The sequence below is a fragment of the Ruegeria sp. BHSB064 genome (assembly GCF_059613205.1).
Genome location: NZ_JBXWSB010000014.1, coordinates 24,096 through 48,389, shown reverse-complemented (window position 1 = coordinate 48,389; position 24,294 = coordinate 24,096). Strand labels below are relative to the sequence as shown.

General features: G+C 55.5%; 27 protein-coding genes. 13 read left to right on the top strand and 14 right to left on the bottom strand.

Annotation, left to right across the window (positions count from 1 at the left end; translation table 11 throughout):
* Positions 1 to 48: 48 nt before the first annotated feature.
* Both AC2FNU_RS05520 and hrcA read right to left on the bottom strand, forming a co-directional pair.
* The gene (locus AC2FNU_RS05520) at positions 49 to 612 is read right to left on the bottom strand and encodes a nucleotide exchange factor GrpE (protein ID WP_496785782.1); all 564 of its coding nucleotides are present in this window, start codon (positions 610 to 612) and stop codon (positions 49 to 51) included.
* A 10-nt stretch (positions 613 to 622) separates the two neighbouring features.
* The gene (gene hrcA, locus AC2FNU_RS05515; RefSeq protein WP_496785780.1) at positions 623 to 1,687 is read right to left on the bottom strand and encodes a heat-inducible transcriptional repressor HrcA; all 1,065 of its coding nucleotides are present in this window, start codon (positions 1,685 to 1,687) and stop codon (positions 623 to 625) included.
* A gap of 112 nt (positions 1,688 to 1,799) precedes the next feature.
* Between hrcA and rph the strand changes: the two genes are divergently transcribed.
* The 4 genes from rph to AC2FNU_RS05495 are packed head-to-tail and all read left to right on the top strand — an operon-like array spanning position 1,800 to position 4,624.
* Positions 1,800 to 2,513: a ribonuclease PH gene (gene rph / locus AC2FNU_RS05510; protein WP_496785778.1), complete on the top strand. Its 714-nt coding sequence runs from the start codon at positions 1,800 to 1,802 to the stop codon at positions 2,511 to 2,513.
* On the top strand, positions 2,510 to 3,124 hold the full coding sequence (gene rdgB, locus AC2FNU_RS05505; protein ID WP_496785776.1) for an RdgB/HAM1 family non-canonical purine NTP pyrophosphatase: 615 nt from the start codon (positions 2,510 to 2,512) through the stop codon (positions 3,122 to 3,124). The genes rph and rdgB overlap by 4 nt, the downstream gene beginning before the upstream one ends.
* Positions 3,114 to 4,268, top strand: coding sequence for a radical SAM family heme chaperone HemW (gene hemW / locus AC2FNU_RS05500; protein ID WP_496785775.1), 1,155 nt, complete (start codon positions 3,114 to 3,116; stop codon positions 4,266 to 4,268). The genes rdgB and hemW overlap by 11 nt, the downstream gene beginning before the upstream one ends.
* A gap of 2 nt (positions 4,269 to 4,270) precedes the next feature.
* Positions 4,271 to 4,624, top strand: coding sequence for a YbaN family protein (locus tag AC2FNU_RS05495; protein ID WP_496785774.1), 354 nt, complete (start codon positions 4,271 to 4,273; stop codon positions 4,622 to 4,624).
* Here AC2FNU_RS05495 and AC2FNU_RS05490 read toward each other — a convergent pair.
* The 7 genes from AC2FNU_RS05490 to AC2FNU_RS05460 all read right to left on the bottom strand — a co-directional run bounded on the left by AC2FNU_RS05490 (position 4,614) and on the right by AC2FNU_RS05460 (position 11,986).
* Entirely contained in the window at positions 4,614 to 5,510 is an 897-nt protein-coding gene (locus AC2FNU_RS05490; RefSeq protein ID WP_496785773.1) for a ParB/RepB/Spo0J family partition protein, read from the bottom strand. The genes AC2FNU_RS05495 and AC2FNU_RS05490 overlap by 11 nt on opposite strands.
* Before the next feature lie 20 nt (positions 5,511 to 5,530).
* A complete protein-coding gene (locus tag AC2FNU_RS05485) occupies positions 5,531 to 6,334 on the bottom strand; it encodes a ParA family protein (RefSeq protein WP_171184679.1) in 804 nt (267 codons plus the stop codon).
* Complete coding sequence (rsmG, locus tag AC2FNU_RS05480) at positions 6,327 to 6,947, bottom strand: 16S rRNA (guanine(527)-N(7))-methyltransferase RsmG (protein WP_496785771.1); 621 nt, start codon at positions 6,945 to 6,947, stop codon at positions 6,327 to 6,329. Before rsmG ends, AC2FNU_RS05485 begins: the two co-directional genes overlap by 8 nt.
* The gene (mnmG, locus tag AC2FNU_RS05475; RefSeq protein ID WP_496785769.1) at positions 6,944 to 8,812 is read right to left on the bottom strand and encodes a tRNA uridine-5-carboxymethylaminomethyl(34) synthesis enzyme MnmG; all 1,869 of its coding nucleotides are present in this window, start codon (positions 8,810 to 8,812) and stop codon (positions 6,944 to 6,946) included. Before mnmG ends, rsmG begins: the two co-directional genes overlap by 4 nt.
* 12 nt (positions 8,813 to 8,824) lie before the next feature.
* Complete coding sequence (gene mnmE, locus AC2FNU_RS05470; protein ID WP_496785767.1) at positions 8,825 to 10,111, bottom strand: tRNA uridine-5-carboxymethylaminomethyl(34) synthesis GTPase MnmE; 1,287 nt, start codon at positions 10,109 to 10,111, stop codon at positions 8,825 to 8,827.
* A 31-nt stretch (positions 10,112 to 10,142) separates the two neighbouring features.
* Complete coding sequence (rho, locus tag AC2FNU_RS05465; RefSeq protein ID WP_496785765.1) at positions 10,143 to 11,414, bottom strand: transcription termination factor Rho; 1,272 nt, start codon at positions 11,412 to 11,414, stop codon at positions 10,143 to 10,145.
* A 122-nt stretch (positions 11,415 to 11,536) separates the two neighbouring features.
* Positions 11,537 to 11,986 (bottom strand): CopD family protein, encoded by a 450-nt coding sequence (locus AC2FNU_RS05460; RefSeq protein WP_496785763.1) that lies wholly within the window; start codon positions 11,984 to 11,986, stop codon positions 11,537 to 11,539.
* 406 nt (positions 11,987 to 12,392) lie between these two features.
* On the opposite strand from AC2FNU_RS05460, the gene AC2FNU_RS05455 reads away from it, so the two are divergent.
* Genes AC2FNU_RS05455 through dnaQ form a run of 4 tightly spaced genes read left to right on the top strand, consistent with a single transcriptional unit; the run spans position 12,393 to position 15,127 of the window.
* On the top strand, positions 12,393 to 12,992 hold the full coding sequence (locus AC2FNU_RS05455; protein ID WP_496785762.1) for a Maf family protein: 600 nt from the start codon (positions 12,393 to 12,395) through the stop codon (positions 12,990 to 12,992).
* The gene (locus tag AC2FNU_RS05450) at positions 12,989 to 13,822 is read left to right on the top strand and encodes a shikimate dehydrogenase (RefSeq protein WP_171184691.1); all 834 of its coding nucleotides are present in this window, start codon (positions 12,989 to 12,991) and stop codon (positions 13,820 to 13,822) included. The genes AC2FNU_RS05455 and AC2FNU_RS05450 overlap by 4 nt, the downstream gene beginning before the upstream one ends.
* On the top strand, positions 13,819 to 14,412 hold the full coding sequence (gene coaE, locus AC2FNU_RS05445) for a dephospho-CoA kinase (RefSeq protein ID WP_496785761.1): 594 nt from the start codon (positions 13,819 to 13,821) through the stop codon (positions 14,410 to 14,412). The genes AC2FNU_RS05450 and coaE overlap by 4 nt, the downstream gene beginning before the upstream one ends.
* Complete coding sequence (gene dnaQ / locus AC2FNU_RS05440; RefSeq protein WP_496785759.1) at positions 14,405 to 15,127, top strand: DNA polymerase III subunit epsilon; 723 nt, start codon at positions 14,405 to 14,407, stop codon at positions 15,125 to 15,127. Before coaE ends, dnaQ begins: the two co-directional genes overlap by 8 nt.
* A gap of 24 nt (positions 15,128 to 15,151) precedes the next feature.
* On the opposite strand, the gene secB is transcribed toward dnaQ, so the two are convergent.
* Positions 15,152 to 15,652: a protein-export chaperone SecB gene (gene secB / locus AC2FNU_RS05435; protein WP_496785757.1), complete on the bottom strand. Its 501-nt coding sequence runs from the start codon at positions 15,650 to 15,652 to the stop codon at positions 15,152 to 15,154.
* Between the two features lie 54 nt (positions 15,653 to 15,706).
* Positions 15,707 to 16,207, bottom strand: coding sequence for an FxsA family protein (locus tag AC2FNU_RS05430; protein WP_496785755.1), 501 nt, complete (start codon positions 16,205 to 16,207; stop codon positions 15,707 to 15,709).
* 108 nt (positions 16,208 to 16,315) lie between these two features.
* Here AC2FNU_RS05430 and AC2FNU_RS05425 point away from each other — a divergent pair, with 108 nt between their 5' ends.
* From AC2FNU_RS05425 to AC2FNU_RS05415, 3 genes are read left to right on the top strand one after another with little or no spacing between them, the layout of a single operon-like run.
* Positions 16,316 to 16,975: a Tim44/TimA family putative adaptor protein gene (locus tag AC2FNU_RS05425; RefSeq protein ID WP_496785753.1), complete on the top strand. Its 660-nt coding sequence runs from the start codon at positions 16,316 to 16,318 to the stop codon at positions 16,973 to 16,975.
* A complete protein-coding gene (gene mltA / locus AC2FNU_RS05420) occupies positions 16,972 to 18,009 on the top strand; it encodes a murein transglycosylase A (protein ID WP_496785751.1) in 1,038 nt (345 codons plus the stop codon). Before AC2FNU_RS05425 ends, mltA begins: the two co-directional genes overlap by 4 nt.
* On the top strand, positions 18,009 to 18,596 hold the full coding sequence (locus AC2FNU_RS05415) for a Smr/MutS family protein (RefSeq protein ID WP_496785749.1): 588 nt from the start codon (positions 18,009 to 18,011) through the stop codon (positions 18,594 to 18,596). Before mltA ends, AC2FNU_RS05415 begins: the two co-directional genes overlap by 1 nt.
* On the opposite strand, the gene AC2FNU_RS05410 is transcribed toward AC2FNU_RS05415, so the two are convergent.
* From AC2FNU_RS05410 to hslU, 3 genes are all read right to left on the bottom strand, one after another.
* A complete protein-coding gene (locus tag AC2FNU_RS05410; protein ID WP_496785747.1) occupies positions 18,593 to 19,813 on the bottom strand; it encodes an MFS transporter in 1,221 nt (406 codons plus the stop codon). The genes AC2FNU_RS05415 and AC2FNU_RS05410 overlap by 4 nt on opposite strands.
* Positions 19,810 to 20,931 (bottom strand): alpha/beta hydrolase, encoded by a 1,122-nt coding sequence (locus AC2FNU_RS05405; protein ID WP_496785807.1) that lies wholly within the window; start codon positions 20,929 to 20,931, stop codon positions 19,810 to 19,812. Before AC2FNU_RS05405 ends, AC2FNU_RS05410 begins: the two co-directional genes overlap by 4 nt.
* 76 nt (positions 20,932 to 21,007) lie before the next feature.
* Complete coding sequence (gene hslU, locus AC2FNU_RS05400) at positions 21,008 to 22,315, bottom strand: ATP-dependent protease ATPase subunit HslU (RefSeq protein ID WP_496785745.1); 1,308 nt, start codon at positions 22,313 to 22,315, stop codon at positions 21,008 to 21,010.
* Positions 22,316 to 22,513: 198 nt separating this feature from the next.
* On the opposite strand from hslU, the gene AC2FNU_RS05395 reads away from it, so the two are divergent.
* Both AC2FNU_RS05395 and AC2FNU_RS05390 read left to right on the top strand, forming a co-directional pair.
* Entirely contained in the window at positions 22,514 to 22,915 is a 402-nt protein-coding gene (locus AC2FNU_RS05395; RefSeq protein ID WP_496785743.1) for a DM13 domain-containing protein, read from the top strand.
* Between the two features lie 105 nt (positions 22,916 to 23,020).
* Positions 23,021 to 24,262 carry an MFS transporter gene (locus AC2FNU_RS05390; RefSeq protein ID WP_171105754.1) on the top strand — a complete coding sequence of 414 codons (1,242 nt, stop codon included), beginning with the start codon at positions 23,021 to 23,023 and terminating at the stop codon, positions 24,260 to 24,262.
* Positions 24,263 to 24,294: the final 32 nt, after the last annotated feature.

Below are 24,294 nucleotides of genomic sequence, written 5' to 3'. Positions count from 1 at the left end.
ATCTTTTCAAAAATACTCTCGCCGAAGGCTTGGCTTTGGAAAAGCCAATCAGCTTGCCGGCGTCGAAGACACGCCAACCTGCGCCGGGCGCAGCAAACGGTCGTGCAGCATGAACCCTTCGGCAGATACCTGAATGATGTCCCCCGCTTTGGTGCCCGGCACCGGCGCTTCGAACATCGCCTCGTGCACGTTTGGATCGAACCGGTCTCCGACCTCAGGTGTGATCACCTCAATCCCGTGCTTCTGGAACACATCCTTCAGCGCACGCATGGTTAGTTCGACGCCTTCCAGCAACCCAGCAGCCACTTCTTTCTGCTCATCGGTGGCGGCCTCAAGCGCACGCTTCATGTTGTCGTAAACCGGCAGCATGTCGCGGGCCAGCTTCGACCCGCCATACTGTTCCGCATCCCGGCGTGCCTTGTCGCCACGCTTACGCGCATTCTCAGCATCCGCGAGCGCGCGCATGAACTTGTCTTTATAGTCATCCCGCTCGGCGCGCAGCTCGTCGAGCTCCAGCGCTTCGTCGCTGATCTCTGCAAACTCTTCGGCCAGCTCTTCCGCTTCCGCAGCCATGATATCGTCCAGAAAATCTTCGTTCTTGGGCTCTGCCATCTCTTACCCTCTAGCTCCGGTCGGATATCAACTTGCCGACCAGTTGCGCCGTATAATCCACGATCGGCACGATCCGTCCATAATTCAGACGCGTGGGCCCGATGACCCCGACCGCACCGATTATCTTACGATCAGCGTTCATATATGGAGACACCACCAAAGAGGAACCCGAAAGTGAGAAAAGTTTGTTCTCAGACCCAATAAAAATGCGCACACCTTCGCCATCTTCGGTCAATTCAAGAAATTCCGCGATGTCACGTTTGCGTTCCAGATCGTCAAACAGGGTCCGAATCCGGTCAAGTTCTTCGGCCTGACCCGGTTCGTTCAACAGATTCGCCCGTCCACGCACGATCAAACGGGCCGAGTCGCTGCCATCTCCGTCCCAGGCGGCTATTCCACTTTCCACCATCTCACGCGCCAGAACGTCAATTTCCTGCTTGCGCGCGTCGATCTGCGTTTGCATCTGTCGACGCACTTCGCTCAGCGTCCGCCCCTCGATAAGCGCATTGAGGAAATTCGCAGCCTCGCGCATTGAACTGGGGGTTTGCCCCGGCGGCGGGGTAAACAGACGGTTTTCCACATGACCATCCGAGAAAACCAGAACCACCAATGCCCGGTCATGACCCAGTGAAACAAATTCAATGTGCTTGATTTCCGATTCATGCTTGGGCGTCAAAACCAGCGAGGCGCCTTGTGTCACGTGTGACAAAGCAGACCCCACACGGTCCAGCATTCCACCCACATCACCTGTGTTAGAGCCTAATGTCTGTTCCAGTTTCTGCCGATCATCGGCACCCAGATCGCCGACCTCAAGCAATCCATCCACAAACATCCGCAGGCCCTGCTGCGTTGGAATTCGACCGGCGCTGACATGGGGACTGTCCAGAAGGCCCAAAAATTCCAGATCCTGCATCACATTGCGAACGGTCGCGGCACTCACTTTTTCGGACAGGGTGCGCGTCAATGTACGGCTGCCAACGGGCTCACCGCTTTCCAGATAGCTTTCGACAATCAACCGGAATACTTCACGCGACCGGTCGTTCATCTCATCCAGAATTTTGCTCGCTTCGCTCATGCATCTTCCCCTGCTCGTTTGTCATTAAATCGCAGGCAAATGAAAGGTCAATCGGGGTTGCATCGTAACGCTGCGGGGCGTTATCCCCAACCCAGCAAACAAAGGAATTCCGATGCGACCCTCTGGAAGAGATTTAAGCGAAATGCGCGCCGTTTCAATCGAGACGGGGTTTACCAAACATGCCGAAGGTTCCTGCCTGATCAAAATGGGCGACACGCACGTTTTGTGCACTGCAACGATCGAAGATCGCGTGCCGCCCTTTATCAAAGGCTCGGGCCTGGGTTGGGTCACAGCCGAATACGGTATGCTGCCCCGCGCCACCAATACCCGGATGCGGCGTGAAGCTGCCAGCGGCAAGCAAGGCGGTCGCACCGTGGAAATCCAACGCCTGATCGGTCGCGCCCTGCGCGCGGGTGTGGATCGGGTCGCGCTGGGTGAGCGTCAGATCACCGTGGACTGCGATGTGATTCAGGCGGATGGCGGCACCCGCTGCGCCTCGATCACCGGCGGTTGGGTTGCCCTGCGTCTGGCCGTGAACAAGCTGATGAAAGCGGGCGACGTCATCTCGGACCCCTTGGTGGACCCAGTCGCTGCTGTGTCTTGCGGAATTTACGCCGGTCAACCGGTTCTTGATCTGGATTACCCGGAAGACAGCGAAGCCGGCGTCGACGGAAACTTCATCATGACCGGATCCGGCAAACTGATCGAAGTGCAGATGAGCGCCGAAGGCTCAGTCTTCAGCCGCGCGCAAATGGATCAACTGATGGATTTGGCCGAAAAAGGCGTCGGCGAACTGGCGGTTGCGCAAAAGGCCGCAACCGCATGACCCGCAAGTTCGATGGGGACAGGCTGCTGGTCGCCACCCATAACAAAGGCAAGCTCGAGGAGGTGGCGCATCTTCTCGAACCTTTTGGCGTCACTGTTGTGGGTGCGGGCGACATGAACCTGGCTGAGCCTGATGAGACCGAGGACACTTTCGTCGGTAACGCCCGGATTAAGGCCCATGCCGCCGCCAAAGCCACCGGCCTGCCTGCCCTGTCGGACGATTCCGGGATCACCATCGACGCGCTGGATGGTGCGCCGGGGGTTTACACGGCTGATTGGGCGGAAACGGGGAATGGTCGCGATTTCCTTATGGCGATGACTCGCGCCCACAATGAGCTAGAGGCTAAAAACGCCCCTCACCCGCGCACCGCGCAATTCCGTTGTACACTGGTTCTGGCCTGGCCCGACGGACATGATGAAGTGTTCGAAGGCATCGCCCCCGGCCACCTGGTCTGGCCGATCCGCGGCAAGGACGGCTTCGGCTACGACCCGATGTTTGTCCCCGATGGCCATGACATTACCTTTGCCGAAATGGATCGCTGGGAAAAGAACAAGATCAGCCACCGCGGCCGCGCGGTTGAGAAGTTCGTGAAAGGCTGCTTTGGCGGATGATTGGCGCAACGGGGGCTTTGGCCTGTATGTGCATTGGCCATTTTGCGAGGCCAAATGCCCCTATTGCGACTTCAACAGCCATGTTTCAAATAATATTAATCAAAAACAATGGCTTGCTGCTTATCTGAGCGAGCTGCGCCGCTCTGCCTCTGAAACGCCGGGTCGCGTCCTGAACACGATCTTTTTTGGCGGTGGCACCCCGTCTCTGATGGACCCGGAAACCGTTGCCGCCGTAATTGATGAGGCGCGCGCACTCTGGCATCCCTCCAACGACATGGAAATCACGCTCGAGGCTAACCCTGGCTCGGTTGAGGCTGGCCGGTTCGCGGCTTATCGGGATGCAGGCGTCAATCGAATCTCGATGGGCGTTCAGGCCCTGAATGACGAAGATCTGCGTCGACTGGGCCGTATCCATACGGTCGCCGAGGCGCGAGCCGCTTTTGACATTGCACGTGCCTGCTTTGATCGTGTGAGTTTTGACCTGATCTATGCCAGACAGCACCAAACACCCGAAGCCTGGCAGGCGGAACTGAACGAAGCCCTGTCAATGGCTGTAGATCACCTGTCGCTGTACCAATTGACGATTGAAGACGGAACGGCTTTTAGTGATCGCTATGCCGTTGGAAAACTGCGCGGCTTGCCCGAAGATGACAGCGCCGCCGACATGTATCTGATCACGCAGGACATTTGCGAAGCCCACGGTTTGCCTGCTTATGAAGTGTCCAACCATGCTCGCGCAGGTGCGGAGTCCCAGCACAACCTGACCTATTGGCGTTACGGAGACTATGTCGGCATCGGTCCCGGTGCGCATGGACGGGTTACTCTGAACGCCCAAAAATACGCAACCGAGACATACCTGAATCCGCAACGTTGGCTTGACGCAGCCGAGCGCGGCAGTGGAGAAAAAGGCAGAACCTTGTTATCCGAAGAAGATCAGGGGAACGAGTACCTTATGATGGGTATGAGGATCGCCGAGGGGCTAGATATAGATAGATGGGAGAAGTTGTCCGGTCGAAAACTTCCAAAGAACTCTGTTGATCATCTCTCTGAAATAAAAATGGTTGAACATGAAAACGGCAGGCTGCGCGCCACTGCGGCCGGTCGCGCCGTACTGAATGCCGTCATCCGGGAACTTTTGAGCTAACCATGCATTACCTTTGGGCCGGTCTGGGATTATTATGTGTTGCCCTGGCGATGGTTGGGATTGTGCTTCCCCTATTACCAACCGTGCCGTTCCTGTTGTTGGCAGCGTTTTTCTTTGCCAGATCATCCTCGCGGCTTCACACTTGGCTGCTGACCCATCGACTGTTCGGGCCGATGATACAGGATTGGCAAAGTTCGGGTGCTATTAGACCTGCAGCAAAAAAAGCGGCGACCGTTTCAATCGCCGCCGTTTTTGGCGTTTCGATTTGGATGTCCGCCCCGATTTTTGTTTTGGCCATTCAGGCCGTCGTTCTGGGCGGCGTTCTGATATTTATCTGGACACGGCCTAACGGCTGAGTTTGGCACACAGATCGTCTAGCTGGTCCAGATTCTCGTAAGTCAGAACAACTTGACCCGTTTCTGTTCCGGCCTTGTGATTGATCGCAACTTTCATAGCCAGAATCGCAGACAGGTCTTTTTCCAGCGCACGCGTATCAGCGTCTTTGCCCGCATCCAGATTTCTGGACCGGGATGAAGGCCGATCATCGCCACTTTGTTGTTGCTTCTTGACCAATGCTTCGGTTGCGCGCACCGACAATCCGTCTTTGACGACCTGTTTCGCCAGTTCTGACGGATTTTCGGCCGTAATTAAGGCGCGTGCATGCCCTGCGGATAATTTTCCTTCAATAACAAGGGTTTGCACATCAATTGGCAGGGATAACAGGCGCAAGAGGTTCGCAATGTGGCTACGGCTCTTGCCCAAAGCCTCAGCGAGCTTTTCCTGCGTATGGCCAAAACGATCCATCAGCTGCTTGTAACCAGCTGCCTCTTCCACTGCGTTCAGGTCCGCGCGCTGGATGTTTTCAATGATCGCAACTTCCAGAACTTCGGTGTCGTCAAAATCCCGCACAATGACCGGAATATCATGCAGCTGCGCCATTTGCGCCGCTCGCCAACGACGCTCCCCTGCAACGATTTCGTATTCATCCGCCCCGATCGACCGGACAATCAAAGGCTGGATAATGCCCTTTTCCTTAACCGAGGCGGCCAATTCGTCCAGCTGCTCGGGCAGGAACGTGCGGCGCGGCTGATTTGGGTTCGCTTTCAGCTTTTCGATTGGAACTTTCAGATCAGGTCGGCGCGCTTCGGCTGGCGCCCGTCCTTCTGCTTCGGGGTTCACATCCGCCATAAGGGCAGACAGACCGCGCCCCAACCCTCTGGATTTTGCCTTCTTGGCGCTCATGTCGCCCTCCTCATTTCCGCCTAAGCAGCGGTTTTATTGTTCTTGTGCATGATCTCGCGGGCCAGATGCCGGTAAGCCATCGCACCAAGCGAACCCGAGTCATATTGCAAGACCGGCAACGCATATGACGGAGCCTCACTGACCCGCACATTTCTGGGTATCTTTGTCTTAAAGACCATCTCACCCAGATTGTCACGCGCATCCTTTTCAACCTGACGGGACAAGTTGTTGCGGTTGTCATACATGGTCAACACAACACCTTCGATTCTCAGGTCGGGATTTGCGGTTTGGCGAACCTCCCGGATCGTCAACATCAACTGAGAAAGACCCTCGAGAGCAAAGAACTCACTTTGCAGCGGAACAAGCACGGAATGTGCCGCAACCATGGCGTTGACGGTCAACAAGTTCAACGAAGGTGGGCAATCTATAAGGATGAAATCCAGGTTAAAGGCGTCAACCGCAGTCTGCCGCAGCGCATCGTGCAATAAATAACTGCGCTTTTCATTCGAAATAAGTTCTATGTCAGCAGAGCTCAAATCCACTGTGGCAGGAACAACCAAAAGGTTTTCGATCTCTGTTTCCTGAACGACAGCCTCCAGCGGGGCATCATCAAGTATGAGGTCATAGGTTGTCCAATCCCGATCTTCGACACCCAATCCGGTGGACGCATTTCCCTGGGGATCCAAATCAACCACCAACACCCTGCAACCAGATTCAGCCAAACCGGCCGCCAGGTTGATTGCCGTTGTTGTCTTTCCCACTCCACCCTTCTGATTGGCGACCGCAATAATACGAGGTCCTGAAGGTCGGGACAGATCAACCACGTGATACTCCTTTAATTTTAAGGATAACGGCCTGAAGTTCAGTTAAACTTGTAATCGGCTCGGCGCAGAATTTCCATTCCTCTTGCGCCTCGGACAGTTCTTTTTTCCAGTTTACGCCTTTGGGCAACAAGGCCGTGCCACTCTTGCTTAAATGCCTGTCGCAAAAGGACAATAACGTTCGTAAATCTGCTAATGCGCGGGCGGAAAGGATATCCGCGCCCAAAGGATCAACACTTTCGATTCGTTTAGAAATCACTCGGCACGTTGTTCCACACTCCCGAGCAACACTGCGTAAGAAGGCAGATTTCCGTTGATCGCTTTCAACAAAAGTAAATTGCGACTTTGGTGATTGATCTGCGGCAATCAAGGCGCATACCATACCTGGAAATCCACCCCCACTGCCTAAATCCACCCAGCTCTGAAACTGTTCCGCGCAGCCATAAACTTGCACGGAGTCAAGGATGTGGCGCTCCCAAATGTGTTCAAGGCTATTGCGGGACACAAGATTGATCTTGGGATTCCAGCGCCGCACCATTTCCACGTAGACTTCCAAGCGCTCGAATGTTTCACGTGAAACATTCAATCGTTCAAATACAGAATAGTCGGGTGTCATGCCTGTCGAAGCCTTTGGTCCCGACGGAGTTTTGCAAGAACAAGGGTCAGCGCGGCAGGCGTAACACCTTCTACGCGACTCGCCTGAGCAATGTTTTCAGGTTTGGCCTGGGAGAGCTTTTGTTTCATTTCCGCGGACAGACCATCTAAGGCGAAATAGTCGAAATTCCGGGGAATTACGTAAGATTCATCTCGTTTCATTGCTTCCACATCACGCTTCTGGCGCGCTATGTAGTTTGCGTAAAGTGCGTCGCGTTCAATCTGCAGCCTGATTTTCTGGTCTACATTTTGCAGATCTGGGATCAATGGCAACAAATTATCGAAGGATACGTCCGGAAATGCCAAGATCGCCATTCCATCCCTGCGATTGCCATCCTGGTTGACGTTTATTCCAGCGGAAAGCACTTCTTTCGGTGTATAGGTGCGCTCTGTCAATTTGGTTTTTACAGCATCAAGCTGAGCCATCTTTTCTTCGAAGTGCACCCGCCGGTTGGATTCAACGCATCCAAGATCAATACCAATCGGCGTCAAACGCTGGTCTGCGTTGTCTGCGCGCAAGGAAAGACGGAATTCAGCTCGTGACGTAAACATACGATAGGGTTCAGCCACGCCGCGCGTGGTCAAATCATCTATCATCACACCGATGTAGCTGTCAGATCTGGTGAAGTGCACAGGATCACGGCCTTGCACCTCTAGCGCCGCGTTGAGGCCAGCGACCATTCCCTGCGCGGCCGCCTCCTCATAACCCGTAGTACCATTGATCTGGCCTGCCAAATACAATCCGGGAACATCGGGCAGCGACAGGGTTGCAGTCAAGACACGAGGATCGACGTAGTCGTACTCAATAGCATATCCGGGCTGTAGGATCTCTGCATTTTCAAGACCTTTAATGGATCGAACGTACTGCAGCTGCACATCTTGCGGCAATGAAGTCGAGATACCGTTCGGGTAGATCGTATGATCGTTGACGCCTTCTGGCTCCAGAAAAATCTGATGCGATTCCTTGTCAGCAAACCGCACAATTTTGTCCTCAATAGAAGGGCAATACCGAGGACCTATGCCATCAATATGACCGCCGTACATGCCGGATTTCGAAAGATTGGCCTCAATAATCTCGTGCGTTTTCGCGTTGGTATGCGTGATTCCACAAGAAATCTGAGGAGCAACCACGTCTGTCGATAGAAATGAAAACAGTGTTGGCTCTTCGTCCCCGTCTTGACGCTCGAGATCAGACCAATCGATTGTCCGCCCATCCAAACGCGGGGGCGTGCCTGTTTTCAACCGACCCAGTGGCAGATCATAACTGTCCAAACGTTCCGCAAGCTTGATGGAAGGGCGATCGCCCATGCGACCACCGGGGCGAGATACATCGCCGATATGGATGACACCGCGCAAAAACGTGCCAGAGGTCAGAATGACAGCGCGTGCAGAAATCTCTGAGCCGTCTGCAAGCGAAACTCCGGAAACGCGGGGGCCGTCCATAACAAAATCAACGACCTCTCCGACAATAACGGACAGGTTGGGCTGACTCTGTGTTTCTTTCTGCATTGCTGCCCGGTAAAAGGCCCGGTCTGCTTGTGTCCTGGGCCCCTGCACCGCAGGACCCTTTCGCCGATTCAGCAGACGGAACTGAATACCAGCTTGATCCGCAACACGTCCCATAACGCCATCCAGGGCGTCAATCTCGCGTACCAGATGGCCTTTTCCTAAACCACCAATTGCCGGATTGCAGGACATTACTCCGATATCTGATGCAGACAGCGTTACCAACGCGGTATCAGCCCCCATCCTGGCAGACGCGTGCGCAGCCTCGGTACCGGCGTGTCCAGCTCCAATAACGATCACATCAAACTTCGAATGTTTCACGTGAAACACTCCTTACTTTCCCAAACAGAAGCTAGAGAAGATTTCATCCAGCAGTGTTTCGACATCTATTCTACCAACCAGAGATTCAAGAGCTCGAATGGCAGTTCTCAGCTCTTCTGCCGCGATATCATACAGGTCCGGACCTGATTCCAGAACCGCGATTGCAGACTGAAGCGAATCCAATGCCCGGTTAATCGCTATGCGATGGCGTTCCCGCGTAGCGATACCATGGGTGGTAGTTCTTTCACTTAGAACACGCGATATCTGGTTTACAAGCGTATCAACTCCCTGCCCTGTCTTCCCGGATACTCCCAGACCTTCTTCACCTCGAAGATCAGCTTTTGGCAAAACATGAATGTCACCAGCTTGCATCTCAACACCCAATTCTTCCGGCTTTTCCGATAGAAAAACACGAAGGTCGGCAGCTTCCGCTCTGCCGCGTGCCAGCTCGATGCCCAGGTTTTCAACGTGATCTTCAGTTTCTCTCAACCCCGCCGTATCCAACAAGGTTACTGGCAATCCGGCCAGATCCATTCGCACTTCAATCACGTCCCGCGTGGTTCCCGCGTATTCCGAGGTAATGGCCGCCTTCCGACCAGCCAACGCGTTTAGAAGAGTGGACTTACCTGCATTCGGAAGACCAACAATAGCGACTTCAAACCCTGTCCGGATGCGTTCAGCGATTTTCACACCCTCTGCCTCACGGCGAAGATCGGACATGACACCGGTGATCAAGTCGCGAACTTCAGGTGTTACATCAGTTGGCACCTCTTCATCGGCAAAGTCGATGACAGCTTCCAACAAAGACGCAGCCCGTATCAAATCCCGGCGCCACCGTTCTGCCAGTGTACCCAGTTCGCCAGCCAGAATGGTTTGGGCCTGCTTACGCTGAGCTTCGGTTTCCGCGTCTATCAGATCCGCCAGGCCTTCAACCTGAGTCAGGTCCATCTTACCGTTTTCAAGCGCCCGGCGCGTAAACTCACCCGGTTCCGCAATGCGCAAGCCGTCCATATCCGACAAACACCGCAGCACAGCGTTCACAGATGCGGTGCTGCCATGAATCTGCAACTCCGCCACATCCTCTCCGGTGAAGCTGGCCGGGGCCTGGAATGTCAGAACCAACCCGTCATCCAGACGCGCACCACTCTCATCCCGCAACGTGCGCAGGACCATGCCACGTTTGGGAAGCGCATTTCCTGTAAGGCGCGCCGCTGCGAAATGAGAGTCAGGGCCAGAGAGGCGGATCACAGCCACTCCAGCTTTACCTTGCGCGCTGGCCAAGGCGAATATCGTATCCATTCGAAGGCCTCGCTTGGGTCAAAGACCAGTGTCAGGTGTTCATCGAATCGAAGAACTCGCCGTTTGTCTTGGTCTGTTTCAACTTGGACAGCAGGAACTCGATTGCGTCGGTGGTGCCCATCGGGTTGAGGATACGGCGCAGAACGAAGGTCTTGGCCAGATCGCCCTTGTCGACCAACAGGTCCTCTTTCCGGGTACCGGACTTGAGGATGTCGATGGCCGGGAACACGCGCTTGTCTGCGATCTTGCGATCCAGAACGATTTCCGAGTTACCGGTGCCTTTGAATTCTTCAAAGATCACCTCGTCCATCCGGCTACCAGTGTCGATCAGCGCGGTGGCGATGATGGTCAGCGATCCACCCTCTTCAATGTTCCGTGCCGCACCAAAGAACCGCTTGGGCCGTTGCAGAGCGTTTGCATCCACACCACCGGTCAGAACTTTACCCGAGGATGGGACCACAGTGTTAAAGGCCCTACCAAGTCTTGTGATCGAGTCGAGAAGAATAACAACATCTCGTTTATGTTCGACCAAACGCTTGGCTTTTTCGATCACCATTTCCGATACAGCCACGTGACGCGTTGCCGGTTCATCGAAGGTCGAGGATACAACCTCACCCTTCACCGAGCGCTGCATGTCGGTCACTTCTTCCGGGCGTTCATCGATCAGCAGAACGATCAGGTAACACTCCGGGTGGTTTTGTTCGATCGAGTGCGCGATGTTCTGCAGGATCACCGTCTTACCCGTCCGCGGCGGCGCCACGATCAGCGACCGCTGGCCTTTACCGATGGGCGACACAAGGTCGATCACTCGGGCCGACTTGTCCTTGATGGTGGGATCCTCGATCTCCATCTTAAGACGCTCATCCGGGTACAGCGGCGTCAGATTGTCGAACAGGATCTTGTGCTTGGCCTTTTCCGGATCTTCGAAGTTGATCTTGGTGACCTTGGTCAGCGCAAAGTAACGCTCGTTATCGTCGGGGGCTTTGATCTCACCTTCGACCGTGTCACCGGTCCGCAGCGAGTGCTGGCGGATCATGTCGGGCGATACATAGATGTCGTCCGGACCCGGCAGATAGTTCGCTTCGGGTGAACGCAGAAAGCCGAAGCCATCCTGCAGCACTTCAAGTACGCCGTCGCCACCAACGGTCCAGCCCTCATCCGCGCGTTCGCGCAGGATCTGGAACATCATCTCGCCTTTACGCATGGTCGAGGCGTTTTCGATTTCCAACTCTTCGGCCATCGCCAGAAGGTCTTTGGGGCTTTTGGCTTTCAGGTCGGCCAGATTCAGGGCTTCAGTTGTCATGATATATACCTTCACCGCGATCAGCGCGGCACGAAGTGGAATTTCAGTACGGAAGATACGCCGCCCGGACGGGCGTGTTGATCCCTACATAAGCGCGACTGCTTTCGGAGTCAAACGGGCCTTCAGAACTTCAGAATGACCGCCAGAACGATGATAACCATCAAAACGGTCGGAACCTCGTTCATCATGCGATATTGCCGCCCAGTGAGCTTATTTCGCCCTTCCAGGAAATCCTTGCGCCGGGCCATCAGCCAGTGATGGAACCAGGTCATGCCGATCACGGCTGCACCTTTGACCCAGGGCCAGGACCAATCCCATCCAACAATGCCCGGCGTGAACACCATGATCAGGCCGCATACCCAAGCCACGATCATCGCTGGGCGCATAATCACACGCAGCAGCTTTTCTTCCATTTCAAAGAAGATCTCTTGTGCCCCGTCGACAGCCTGAGCTTTTTCAACGTGATAGACAAACAAGCGTGGTAGATAGAACAGACCCGCCATCCAAGAGATCATAGCCATGATATGGAGAGACTTCACCCATGGGTACAGCGTGAAAAGAAGATCGGTCATCTTGACTCCGAGCGTTGTTCGGAACTCTCCCTAATAAAAAAATAAGAAAAGAAAAAGGAAGATGGTTTTGTAGGGTGTTCAAAAACCGTGGATTACTGTTTTACCCATTTGTTTTCCCCAAGGTGGACAGAACAATCTCAGCTTCCAATGATTCTGTTGAAATAAAAAATTTCACAATAAAAACAATTAATTATATATACATGACAGACGGGTGAACTGGGGATAAGTCTTTGGGTATCGTGGGATGATTCAGTTATCCCTGTGATCAGACTTATCCTTGTCCCGGCTGGATGGGATTTGAGCGACTCGGGGATCTTTGACGCGGTTTTCCCGGGGTTGCGTGTCAACCGGAAAACCATACAAAGCACCCCAGAACTCTCATCGACTTGCACACGGGGTTTTCCACATGTCTGTCCCCATTCTTCTGGCATCGGGATCTGCGATACGGGCGCAGCTGCTTGAGAATGCAGGTGTACCATTCACCGTTCAAACCGCGCGCGTGGATGAAGAAACAGCCAAGCGCGCCTTGCTGGCTGAAAACGCGTCACCACGGGATATTGCCGACACGCTTGCTGAAATGAAAGCCCGCAAGGTCAGCGACAAGAACCCAGGCGCTATGGTACTGGGGTGTGATCAGGTTCTGGATTTTGACGGTCAGCTGCTGTCAAAACCTGAAACCCCGGAACAGGCGTTGGCTCATTTAAAAGCGATGCGCGGCAAACGGCACATGCTTTTGTCTGCGGCCGTGATCTATCAGGATGGAGAGCCGATTTGGCGGCATGTGGGACAGGTACGGTTGCGGATGCGGGCCAGTTCTGATGCTTATCTGAAAGACTATGTCTCAAGGAACTGGGACAGTATCCGCCATGCGGTCGGAGCCTATAAGCTGGAAGAAGAAGGTGTCCGCCTGTTCGCCAGTATTGACGGGGACTATTTTAATGTTTTGGGTATGCCCTTGTTGGAGCTTCTCAATTTTCTGGCTGTCAAAGGGGTGATCGATCAATGACGGACTACCGGGTTCCACTGGCCGGGGTGATCGGACATCCCATCGGGCATTCACGTTCCCCGAAACTGCATGGCCATTGGCTGAAGACGTATGGCCTTGCCGGGCATTACATCCCGATGGATGTTGCCCCTGCCGATCTGGAAACCGTGCTACGTACGCTGCCCAAAGCGGGTTTTGTTGGGGCTAATGTGACTGTTCCACACAAGGAAGCAGCGTTGAAGATTGCGGATCACGTATCCGACCGCGCAACGGTGATCGGCGCTGCGAATACATTGGTGTTTCGTGAAGATGGCTCGATCCACGCGGACAATACTGATGGGTATGGTTTCATGGAAAACCTGCGCAGCGGCGCGCCGGACTGGAATGCCAAAGACGGCCCGGCTGTAGTGTTCGGGGCCGGCGGCGCAGCGCGTGCGGTTCTGCAAGCCTTGTCCGATGCAGGCGTACCCGAAATCCTGTTGACCAATCGAACGCGCGCCCGTGCGGATCATCTGAAGGAGGAATTTGGCCAGCGTATTCGCGTTGTAGATTGGGTTCAGGCCGGGAATGTCATCGAAAACGCAGAACTGGTGGTCAATACAACCTCGTTGGGGATGCAGGGCCAGCCTGAGTTGCGGGTTCCACTGGATGGGTTGCAACCCGGTGCCGTGGTCACCGATCTGGTCTATGCTCCGTTAAAGACAAACCTTCTGAAAACCGCGGAAGAGGCTGGCTGCACCACGGTTGATGGTTTGGGCATGCTATTGCACCAGGCGGTTCCTGGGTTTGAGCGGTGGTTTGGCGTGCGCCCCGAAGTGGATGCAGAGACGCGCGCGGCGGCTTTGGCATGAGTTTTGCCCTTGGCCTGACCGGTTCCATCGGCATGGGGAAAAGCACCACAGCACAGATGTTTGTCGAAGAAGGCTGTGCTTTGTGGGATGCGGACGCGGCAGTGCACCGGTTGTACACGTCCAGAGGTGCTGCGGTTGAACCAATGCGAGCAGCCTTCCCTGCCGCGATTGTCGACGGAGCTGTAAGCCGGGACGCGTTAAAGCAGATCATTGCGGCCGATCCCGAAGCGTTGAAAGCAATCGAAGCGATTGTGCATCCTCTGGTCGCGAAAGACCGTGCAGTATTTCGCGAAAACGCAACAAGCGACATTCTGGTGTTCGACATTCCACTTCTTTTTGAAACAGGTGGAGACGCAGCGATGGACGCCGTCGCTTGCGTTTCGATCCCCGCTGACGAACAAAAGCGCCGTGTTATGGAACGGGGAACCATGTCCGAGGCGCAGTTCAAACAGATCCGCGCCAAGCAGATGCCGAATGCAGAGAAATGTGCGCGGTCGGATTTTGTAATCGTAACAGACACGCTGGACCATGCCCGCCAGCAGGTGCAGGATGTGGTCAGGGAGATACGGGCGGGGATGAAAGATGCGTGAGATCGTACTCGATACCGAAACCACCGGGTTCGATCCCGAAAGCGGGGACCGGATTGTTGAGATTGGTGCCGTTGAGCTGTGGAACCACGTCGCGACGGGTGAAACCTATCACGTCTATATCAACCCTGAACGCGGTATGCCGGATGAGGCGTTTGGCGTGCATGGCATCGGCCCGGATCTGTTGGACAACCCGCGTCCCCCAGAAAAAGGTGAGGTGACGCTGAAAGACAAACCGGTGTTTGCCAAAGTGGGTCACGGGTTTCGTGAATTTGTGGGGGATGCCCGGTTGGTGATCCACAACGCGTCGTTCGACATGAAGTTCCTGAACGCGGAACTAAAATGGATGGGCGCACCGTTGATCCCGATGGAACAAGCGCTGGATACGCTGGCAATCGCCCGCAAGCGCTTTCCCGGTTCTCCGGCTTCCCTGGATGCGCTCTGCCGACGTTTCAACATCGATAACTCGAACCGCGTTCTGCACGGCGCTTTGCTCGACTCTGAAATCCTGGCCGAGGTTTATCTTGAACTGATCGGTGGGCGGCAGCCTGATTTTGGCCTGTCCACGTCCGCATCATCCGCATCCGGTGGCGGTGAAGACTGGCGACCGACACCGCGCAGCACACCGTTGCCATCCCGGATCACCGAAGATGAACGCGCTGCACATGAAGCGTTTGTAGAGAAGCTGGGTGAAAGCACCCTGTGGACCCGCGCCTGATCCTTTCAGGCACGGGTCAAAGCCTTAGGCGTCGGTTTTCTGGGCCTGCTCGGCCTGACGACGCATCAACTCGTTGCGATACAGCGCCACGAAATCGATATTGTCCAGATTCACCGGCGGGAAGCCGCCATCACGGGTGATGTCGCTGACAATGCGGCGCAGGAACGGGAACAGCATCCGCGGGCACTCGATCATCAGGAACGGGTGCATCTGATCTTCTGGCACGCCCTCAATGTGGAACAAACCACAATAGTCCAGTTCGCACATGAACAGGACATCATCCATGCCTTTGGCTTTGGATGTCAGGTTCAGCTTGATGGACACTTCGAACTGATGTTCAGCGCTGCGCTTTTTCGCGTCCAGGTTCACCTGAACCGCGATTTCCGGCTGCACGTCGCCTGATACACCCTTTTGCGCCATCACGTTTTCAAAGGACATGTCACGGATGAACTGCCCCAGAACCCGCATTTGAACCTGTGGGGTGGCTTGGGCCGCAGTGTTTTCTGCAGCGTTTTCTTCGGCCATGGATCTACTCCAAAAATGAATTTCGCCACTGCTTAGCAAGTTGGGCGCGGCACCTCAATGCTGGTGGGGGCCTTCCACCCATTTCGACGGCTTTGAAGGGTCTTTTTTCGGGCGAACTTCGCTGAATTCACCGTCAATGATGTCCCCCTGCTCGAAAGGATTGTGTCGCGACTGAAATCCTGTGCCCTGTCCCATCTGGAAATGTGCCACGGTGACTTTCGACTTCAGATAGCGAAAAACAGCGACACGAACACCCGGTACCAGCAATGCAAACCCTATGGCATCGGTGAAAAAACCCGGTGTCAGCAGCAATGCACCGGACAAAAGGATCATTGCACCATGGGCCAAAGGTTCAGTCGGGTCGTCCAGTTCAGCGAACGAACGCTGCAAATTTACCAATGCCATGCGACCTTGTGTCCTCACCAGAACTGTGCCCAGAACGGCGGTCAAAACGACGATGGCAAGAGTTGGCCAAAGTCCAATCAGACCACCTACCTGAATAAACAGGGCGATCTCGATGATGGGCACCAATAAAAATGCCAAGAACAGATACATTTGCGCTATCCTTTCCCTAAGGCCGGGCTGTGGACTTGCCACCCACGCTCACCTACATAGTGGCATGAGGCCGCGTATACAAAGTCGCGGTTCTGAAAAGAGGATGAAATGAACGAACCCATGATCCAGCTACTGGTCCTGGCCGGAATTGCCGTTTTCCTGATCCTGCGCCTCAAAAGCGTGTTGGGTACGCGTGAAGGTTTTGAGAAACCGCCTTTGCAGCAACAGCCTGAAGCGCATAAATCGCGTCGCGATTTCGAGGTGATCGAAGGCGGCCCGGATCATGACATCACTGACCATGTCGCCGAAGACAGCGAACAGGCGCAAACCCTGGCCGCGATGAAACGGGTTGAGCCCGGCTTTTCTGTCAACGAATTTGTTCAGGGCGCACGCGGCGCCTATGAAATGATTGTGATGGGGTTCGAAAAAGGCAATCTCGACGAGATCCAGCCGTTCCTGTCGGAAGAGGTGTTTGAAACATTCGTCTCGGTTGTGGCCGCGCGCGAAGATCAGGGCCTGACCATCGAGGCCGAATTTATCGGCGTGCGGGAAACCACCCTGTCGGATGTCAAGTTCGACAAAAACACCAACGAAGCCGAGATCACCATGAAGTTTGTGGGTGAACTGACCTCGGTCGTGCGGGATCGCGGCGGTGATATTGTCGAGGGCAACCCCAACACCGTGAAACGCCAAAAGGACAGCTGGACCTTTGCCCGTGTGATGGGCAAGGACGATCCGAACTGGCTGCTTGTTGCCACGGACGCATGATTGCCACGCTCCGGTCGCTTTTTCTGGCGGGTGCAATGACCGCCGCCAGCGCTGCCGGAGCCGAGGCAACGCGATCCATTCTGTCGTTTGACGACCTTCAGGGCTGGGCCGAAGATGACCACGGCGCGGCCCTTTCCGTTTTCCTGAACACCTGCGGTGATCTGAAGGACCCGGACTGGCGTGCGCTATGCGGAGTTGCGGGAACCTATGAAGCGGATGCCGCGCGGGCGTTTTTTGAGCTCTTTTTCCGCCCCGTCCTGGTCGAAGATGGCAAGGACGCCCTGTTCACGGGGTATTTTGAACCTGAACTTGATGGTGCGCGCAGCCGGACTGATCGTTTCAAGTACCCCATCTACAAAATGCCGCCTGAAGCGCGGGATGGGCCATGGCTTAGCCGTCGCGAAATTCTGACTGGTGATGTGATGCAGGGTCGCGGGCTTGAGATTGCCTGGGTCGATGACCCGGTCGAGCTGTTTTTCCTGCAAATCCAGGGTTCGGGACGTGTACGGTTGCCTGATGGTGGTGCCTTGCGTGTGGGATACGGGGGCGCAAATGGTCATCCTTACAGATCCATAGGTGTTGAACTGGTTCGGCGCGGAATTTTGGGCGCGCATGAAGTCAGTGCTCAGATGATCCGGGCGTGGGTCCGCAAGAACCCTGAGGCCGGAACCGAGCTGTTGTTCCACAACCCGTCCTATGTGTTCTTTCGTGAAGTCTCGCGCGTGGCGCCCGAACTTGGGCCATTGGGGGCCATGAACCGATCCATTACAACGATGCGCAGCATTGCGGCGGACCCGGCCTATACGCCATTGGGGGCGCCGGTCTGGGTTGAGAAGGACGGCAAAAACCCGATGCGTCGCCTGATGATCGCGCAGGACACTGGGGCCGCCATCAAGGGTGCCCAGCGGGCAGACATCTTTTTTGGAACGGGTGACGAAGCCGGGCAAGCTGCGGGCAGGTTAAAAGATCCGGGTCGGATGGTCGTTTTGTTGCCGATTCAGCGGGCCTATGCCCTGCTGCCGGACGAATTCTGATGACCCGGCGCAAACTGACGACTGAAGAGATCGAGCTTTGGCGCAAGGTCGCCAAACAAGCCGAACGGATGCATCCGGAAATTCCACAGACGGTGCATCCGACCTCATTGCCGAAACCCAAGCCGAAAAAAACGCCGAGACCTCGGTTCGAAGCGTTTGAAATTGGTGAGACTCATCAGACAAAACCAAAGCTAAATGATTTGAAGCCATCGGTCACAGATGCGCTGCGCCGGACGCCGGTTCAGATGGACAACAAAGCCTTTGGCCGGATGAAGCGCGGTAAGCTCAAACCGGAAAGCAAACTGGACTTGCACGGCATGCGGGTCGACACGGCGCATCCCGCGCTGATCCGTTTTGTCCTGACAGCGCAGGCACAAGGCAAACGTTTGGTTTTGGTTGTGACCGGCAAAGGAAAGGATCGGGACGAACCCGGCCCGATTCCGACCCCACGTGGTGTACTTCGCAATCAGGTGCCGCATTGGCTGACCATACCGCCACTGGCGCAGGCGGTGATGCAGGTTACACCTGCCCATATAAGCCATGGTGGGGACGGAGCTTATTACGTGTACTTACGGCGTCTTCGCTAAAGGGATCGCGCCGCTTGGGTGACGCCAACACGGACCAGCGTGCAGACCAGAACAAAAAACGCTCCGGTCCAAAGGAATTGTGTGTCTAACGAAACGCCCCAATCAATCAGAACTCCGGTCAGGCCCGGCCCGATTGCCGAGCCCAAAACCATAACCGCTGTTGCCATCGCTTTGATCGCACCGATATGCCGGGTCCCGTAGAACTCGGCCCAGAAGGCGCTGGGCAACGTGCTGTTTGCCCCAGCGGTGAGTGCCAGAAGAGCCAGCCCAAGCGTTGCCCCGGCAATCGAGGTCGTCAGGGCAAGAGTCACAAAACCCAGCGCTATCGGCAGCTGGTAATAGGGCATCATCCGCGCTGTGCCCCATTTGTCCAACGCCCAACCGGCTGTAAACATCGAAAGCAGCGAAACCCCGGTATAAACAGGAAACAAGGCGACCAACTGGATGTGAGCCCATCCTTTCACTTCGGCCAAATGGACCTGATGAAAGAAAAAGGCCGTGACAAAAGCCGATGGTCCAAGGACGGCGGGCGCCATAAACCAGAATAGCGGGTGTTTCAGCGCATCACCCCGCGTCCAGTGACGCCCTTGCATACCGGTGGCTGAATACTCACTGGCAAGGCTTTGCGGGGTGCGTTCTTCCCTGAGAAGGCGCATCAGAATTGGGATACCCAGTAAAACGATAATGGCAGCAAGCCCCCACAGCCACCGCCAATCCAGAAATACCATCGCAGTGACAAAAACCAGCGGCAGCAGCGCCTCTCCGACCGCGTACCCGACCGACGCAATGGACAAGGCCTTACCCCGTGTTGCAGTGAACCAACGGGCCATTGCGACCATCGCCAGATGGGTGCTCATACCCTGCCCAAACAGGCGCAAAAGGAAGATCACCGCCGGCAGCAGCAAAACCCAGCTGTTCAGCGACATGGCCAATGCCGCCAACGCCAACCCAGCCAGAACCACAGGCCCCAACATTCGGACGCGGAACACATCTGTCAGCCCGCCCGCCCAGATCATCACCAGTGCCGCTGCCAGCGTGCCCAGAGAATACAACATACCCCAGGCCCCGTGGCTGAGCCCGTAAGCCGCGCGGATTTCACCGGCAAAGACCGAGATAAAGAAGGTCTGCCCAAAGCTGGACAGGAAGGTCAGCAGAACTCCGGCGCCCAACCAGGCTGCATTGTCAGTAAGAAACCGACGCAGATTAAACTGCGTCACGGCGTCGTCACCTGCGCCTGCCCAGTTTCGGTCAATACAATTTCAGTGGCACCATCCGGGTTGCGTTCGCTGGGTGGCACGAGAATATCGATGGCCTGCCGATCTTCGCGCCCGAACGTACTATTGATACGCCGCAACGAGCTGAGGATCGATAGAAGTGCCGGAGAGGTCGCGGCAACGAAATGCGAGGACGCAGCATCGCTGTTGAAGGCGGTTGTATCGATCACGCTGATCGGGAACTCCTCAAGCGAGTCGATTGAGCTGATGTTGCCCAGCCTTTCACCTTCATTCGTTCCGCGCAAACGAGCCGAGATATTCAGGATTTTGTCCTTTTGGGACACCATAACAAGAAACGGATCGGGTGGGTTGTCGATGCGTTTCATCTGCGAGCGGAACAGATCCAGATCCAGATCCGGTGAGATCAGCACAACACCTTCGATATTTCTTTTCGCCCATCCGGGTTCTTGCAGTTCAGCTTGTCGCATCATTTCCATCGACAAGGCACCGCCCATGGAATGTGCGACCAGAATAACGCGTTTAACGCCCATGGCCTTGAGTTCACGGATGGTCTGCTCCAACCCGTCGCGGGCGAACAACATGCTGTCCAGATCGTAGGCATACCCATAGCCGGTTGCTCGGCTTGGCCATGAATACACCAGCGTAGATCCCGGAAGACCGATGTCATGGGTCAGTTGAGCGGCGCGGAAGATGGTTTCGGTCTGAGTCGAGTTATAGCCGTGTACAAAAATCGTAACGTCATCCTGACCGCGCAGGTGTTCTCGCAGACCGCGCGGGCCGTCCAACTCTGTCACGCCTGTCAGAACAAATTCTTTCTGCGGGTTGGGGTTTGCATATGAGAATTTGAGCGTACCCGGCGTATGTGTCGGCGGAATCGAAACCGTCGTTTCCAGAAACTGGAGCGACTCACCACGCCGGAATCCATAGGATCCGTCGACTTCACGCGCTCGGGTCGTACTGGCAAAAATCGTTTCAGGTGTACCAACACCCACAGCTGATGGAACAACCTCGGACACTGTCCGGTCGACACAGGCGCTCAGAGAAAGGGACAGAAGTAAAACAAAGAAATAGCGCAGCACGTGCCAGACCTCGGGTTGAATCGTGCACACGCTATCTTATTCTCGCTCTGGGTCCAGCGCCGATCGTCTGAAAGAGCGGCAAAAACGGCTGGCCCTGTTACAAAACGTAACGGCTCAGGTCTGTGGACTTGGTCAATTCACCAAGATTGTCGCTGACGAATTGCGCATCGACCGTGATTTCAGTTCCGGCCTTGTCCGGTGCAGCAAATGAGAGATCCTCGAAGACCCGCTCCATCACCGTGTAAAGCCGCCGCGCGCCGATGTTTTCAACGCTTTGGTTTACGTCTGCTGCAATCCTTGCCAGCGCGGCAATGCCGTCTTCGGTAAAGCTGACCGTGACCTCTTCGGTCCCCATCAGGGCGGTGTATTGCCGGGTAAGCGCGTTGTCGGTTTCGGTCAGAATACGCACGAAATCTTCTTCGGTGAGCGCACGCAGTTCAACGCGGATCGGCAGACGGCCCTGCAACTCTGGCAGCAGGTCCGATGGCTTGGCGATGTGGAATGCACCTGAGGCAATGAACAGGATATGGTCGGTTTTTACCGGGCCGTGTTTGGTGCTGACGGTGGTGCCTTCGATCAGAGGCAGGAGGTCGCGCTGCACCCCTTCGCGGCTGACATCGCCACCGCGCGCGTCTGAACGGGCGCAGACCTTGTCGATCTCATCCAGGAACACAATGCCATTTTGCTCGACCGCTTCGAGGGCCACCCGATTGACGGTTTCGTCATCCAGCAGCTTGTCGGCCTCTTCCCCGATCAGCGCGTCATAGCTTTCAGCGACCGTCATGCGTTTTTTGACGGTTCGTCCGCCAAACGCCTTGCCGAAAATGTCACCCAGATTCATCATGCCCATCTGACTGCCCGGCTGACCGGGAATATCGAACATCGGCATCGGGCTTGAAGTGTCGGAGAGTTCCAGCTCGATCACCGTGTCGTCCAGCTCCCCGGCTTTCAGTTTCTTGCGGAACATCTCACGCGTGCCTTCGCGGGCGTCTTCGCCCGCAATCGCGGCAATCACGCGATCTTCGGCGGCCTGATGGGCGCGCGCCTTAACATCCTCGCGCATGTATTCGCGCGTCTGGACAATGGCCGCGTCCGCCAGATCACGAACGATCTGTTCAACATCTCGACCGACATATCCAACCTCGGTGAACTTGGTGGCCTCGACCTTGATAAAGGGCGCACGGGCCAGTTTGGCCAGGCGGCGGCTGATCTCGGTCTTGCCGACACCGGTCGGGCCGATCATCAGGATATTCTTGGGGTAGACTTCGTCCCGAATGTCATCAGCCAGCTGTTTGCGCCGCCAACGATTGCGCAAGGCAACGGCCACCGCACGTTTGGCATCCTTCTGGCCAATAATGAAGCGGTCCAGTTCCGAGACAATCTCGCGCGGGGTCAGGTCGGTCATGTGTATTCTATCCGGTTGTTTCGCAACGGAACCTAATCATAAGACGGGAAAACACAAGCTGATCACGGAAAACTCACGCCAACTCACGGGCAGCACACGGAAATTCGTGCCGATGTGAATCGCCATGGGTGCAGCACGTACGGCATAGTTTTTGCGACGGGCAAACCTGCCTGCATCTATCAATGGAGATACCAAATCATGATGACTCGTCGTTCGCTTTTTGTGAAAGCTGCTGCCACGGGCGCGGTCCTGACACTGGCTGGCACCACCACTGCCCTGGCCGGCGGCGCCAAAAAGAAAGGCTCGTTCGAGGGTCGCTCGAACCACATCACCACCGGTTCGGTGAAACTGGTTAAGGATGGTGACCGTTACATCGTTGAGTTGGGCGAGGACTTCTCGCTGGATAACGGCCCTGATCCGCGTGTCGCGTTTGGTAAAGATGGCAAATATGCCCCGGACAGCAAACTGGGCGCGTTGCTGCACCTGACAGGCAAGCAATCTTACGCAGTTCCGCCGACAATGGATGTGTCGGGTTACAACGAAGTGTACATCTGGTGCGAAGTCGCCGGTGTGCCGCTGGGCGTTGCATCGCTGAAGTAACCACTCTGGTCAGAGGCCGTCCCTTCCGGCCTCTGACACATCGTTAGGTAACAGAGGAACTGTCTGTTACACTCGCCCCAAGCCATTGGAACCGGGGGCGTTTTTATGACCAAGATTGCCAAGATCACCTTGTTGTTCGTGGTTTTTGTCGACCTGATCGGGCAAGGTCTGGTCTTTCCGATCATCAATTCGCTCATCATGGAAACGAAGTCCGGGTTTTTGCCGGACAGCACACCAGTGGGGCGACGCCACTTTTATTATGGCCTCGTGATCGGCTGTTTCTTTTTGTCCTGGTTTCTTGGGGTTGTTTACGTCTCGAAGGTTTCGGATTCGATTGGACGCAAGAACGCGCTGCTGGTCTGTCTGGGTGGTGCATTGGTCGGCTATGCGCTGACCATCGCGGCGCTTTACATGAATAGCCTGTTGCTGTTGATCGTCGGGCGCTCGATCACCGGGTTCACGGCTGGCAACCAGCCCATCGCGCAAGCGGCGATGATTGACGGCAGCACCGATGCGGCTGACCGCGACCGCAACATGGGCTATATCGTGACCGGCGTCAGCTTTGGTCTGGTGGGCGGCCCCATTATCGGAGCAGTCCTGTCCGACGCCGCCCTGCTGGGCAGCTACGCAACCCTGAAAACCCCGTTTTATGGCGCTTTTGTTCTGGTTCTGATTGCCATCTTCCTGGTCACAACCTTTTTCAAGGATACCCGGACCGAGCGTGAACCCTTTGTGTTCCGTCCACGCGACATCACCGACAGTCTGATCGCCGTGCGTGGGCATCCGATGGTTCTGAAAATCCTGCCGGTCTATGCATTCTTCATGATCGCAAACGTGACCTTCTATGTTTTCGTCGACAACTTCCTGACGAGTGCCTTTGGGTACGGTGTGATTGGTGGCAGTATGGCTATGGTGGTGATCGGCTTCGCGTTGGCGTTCTCGAGCACGTTCCTCGTCAAGCCCGCGCAGGAACGATTTAGCAAACATCAAATCATCTACACGTCTCTCATCGTGATGGTGATTTGCGGCCTGGCCTTTGCCTTCAGCCCCAGCGGCGTGCTCAGCTATGTGCCGGTCTTCTTCTTCTACTTCCTGTTCGGTGTTGCATATCCAACCATGCTGGGCTTGTTTTCCTCCAGCGTTAGCGAGACGGACCAAGGCTGGGTCATGGGTGTGACCACGGCGGTCTTCTGTCTGGCCGGAGGCATCATGTCCCTGATCGGCGGCGGGTTGATGAGCATCGACATCCGCGTGCCTTACTACATCGTGGTCATCGCGGCGATCTTCGGGTTGATCGGAATGCACCGTCGCTGGAAAGGGAAAGAGATCAAGGCGCTGTTAGCCTGACAGGCGACCCGAGGCTGATTGAAAGCTAAGAG

Excerpts from the sequence above, each read along its gene's own strand:
- secB (WP_496785757.1), bottom strand. The coding sequence starts at position 15,652 with ATGGCCGAAGAAAACGCTGCAGAAAACACTGCGGCCCAAGCCACCCCA.
- AC2FNU_RS05430 (WP_496785755.1), bottom strand. The coding sequence starts at position 16,207 with ATGTATCTGTTCTTGGCATTTTTATTGGTGCCCATCATCGAGATCGCC.
- AC2FNU_RS05450 (WP_171184691.1), top strand. The coding sequence starts at position 12,989 with ATGACGGACTACCGGGTTCCACTGGCCGGGGTGATCGGACATCCCATC.
- AC2FNU_RS05460 (WP_496785763.1), bottom strand. The coding sequence starts at position 11,986 with ATGACCGATCTTCTTTTCACGCTGTACCCATGGGTGAAGTCTCTCCAT.
- rho (WP_496785765.1), bottom strand. The coding sequence starts at position 11,414 with ATGACAACTGAAGCCCTGAATCTGGCCGACCTGAAAGCCAAAAGCCCC.
- AC2FNU_RS05520 (WP_496785782.1), bottom strand. The coding sequence starts at position 612 with ATGGCAGAGCCCAAGAACGAAGATTTTCTGGACGATATCATGGCTGCG.
- dnaQ (WP_496785759.1), top strand. The coding sequence starts at position 14,405 with ATGCGTGAGATCGTACTCGATACCGAAACCACCGGGTTCGATCCCGAA.
- coaE (WP_496785761.1), top strand. The coding sequence starts at position 13,819 with ATGAGTTTTGCCCTTGGCCTGACCGGTTCCATCGGCATGGGGAAAAGC.
- AC2FNU_RS05425 (WP_496785753.1), top strand. The coding sequence starts at position 16,316 with ATGAACGAACCCATGATCCAGCTACTGGTCCTGGCCGGAATTGCCGTT.
- AC2FNU_RS05415 (WP_496785749.1), top strand. The coding sequence starts at position 18,009 with ATGACCCGGCGCAAACTGACGACTGAAGAGATCGAGCTTTGGCGCAAG.
- mltA (WP_496785751.1), top strand. The coding sequence starts at position 16,972 with ATGATTGCCACGCTCCGGTCGCTTTTTCTGGCGGGTGCAATGACCGCC.
- AC2FNU_RS05455 (WP_496785762.1), top strand. The coding sequence starts at position 12,393 with ATGTCTGTCCCCATTCTTCTGGCATCGGGATCTGCGATACGGGCGCAG.
- rph (WP_496785778.1), top strand. The coding sequence starts at position 1,800 with ATGCGACCCTCTGGAAGAGATTTAAGCGAAATGCGCGCCGTTTCAATC.
- mnmE (WP_496785767.1), bottom strand. The coding sequence starts at position 10,111 with ATGGATACGATATTCGCCTTGGCCAGCGCGCAAGGTAAAGCTGGAGTG.
- AC2FNU_RS05395 (WP_496785743.1), top strand. The coding sequence starts at position 22,514 with ATGATGACTCGTCGTTCGCTTTTTGTGAAAGCTGCTGCCACGGGCGCG.
- hslU (WP_496785745.1), bottom strand. The coding sequence starts at position 22,315 with ATGACCGACCTGACCCCGCGCGAGATTGTCTCGGAACTGGACCGCTTC.
- rsmG (WP_496785771.1), bottom strand. The coding sequence starts at position 6,947 with ATGACACCCGACTATTCTGTATTTGAACGATTGAATGTTTCACGTGAA.
- AC2FNU_RS05495 (WP_496785774.1), top strand. The coding sequence starts at position 4,271 with ATGCATTACCTTTGGGCCGGTCTGGGATTATTATGTGTTGCCCTGGCG.
- AC2FNU_RS05390 (WP_171105754.1), top strand. The coding sequence starts at position 23,021 with ATGACCAAGATTGCCAAGATCACCTTGTTGTTCGTGGTTTTTGTCGAC.
- rdgB (WP_496785776.1), top strand. The coding sequence starts at position 2,510 with ATGACCCGCAAGTTCGATGGGGACAGGCTGCTGGTCGCCACCCATAAC.
- AC2FNU_RS05490 (WP_496785773.1), bottom strand. The coding sequence starts at position 5,510 with ATGAGCGCCAAGAAGGCAAAATCCAGAGGGTTGGGGCGCGGTCTGTCT.
- hrcA (WP_496785780.1), bottom strand. The coding sequence starts at position 1,687 with ATGAGCGAAGCGAGCAAAATTCTGGATGAGATGAACGACCGGTCGCGT.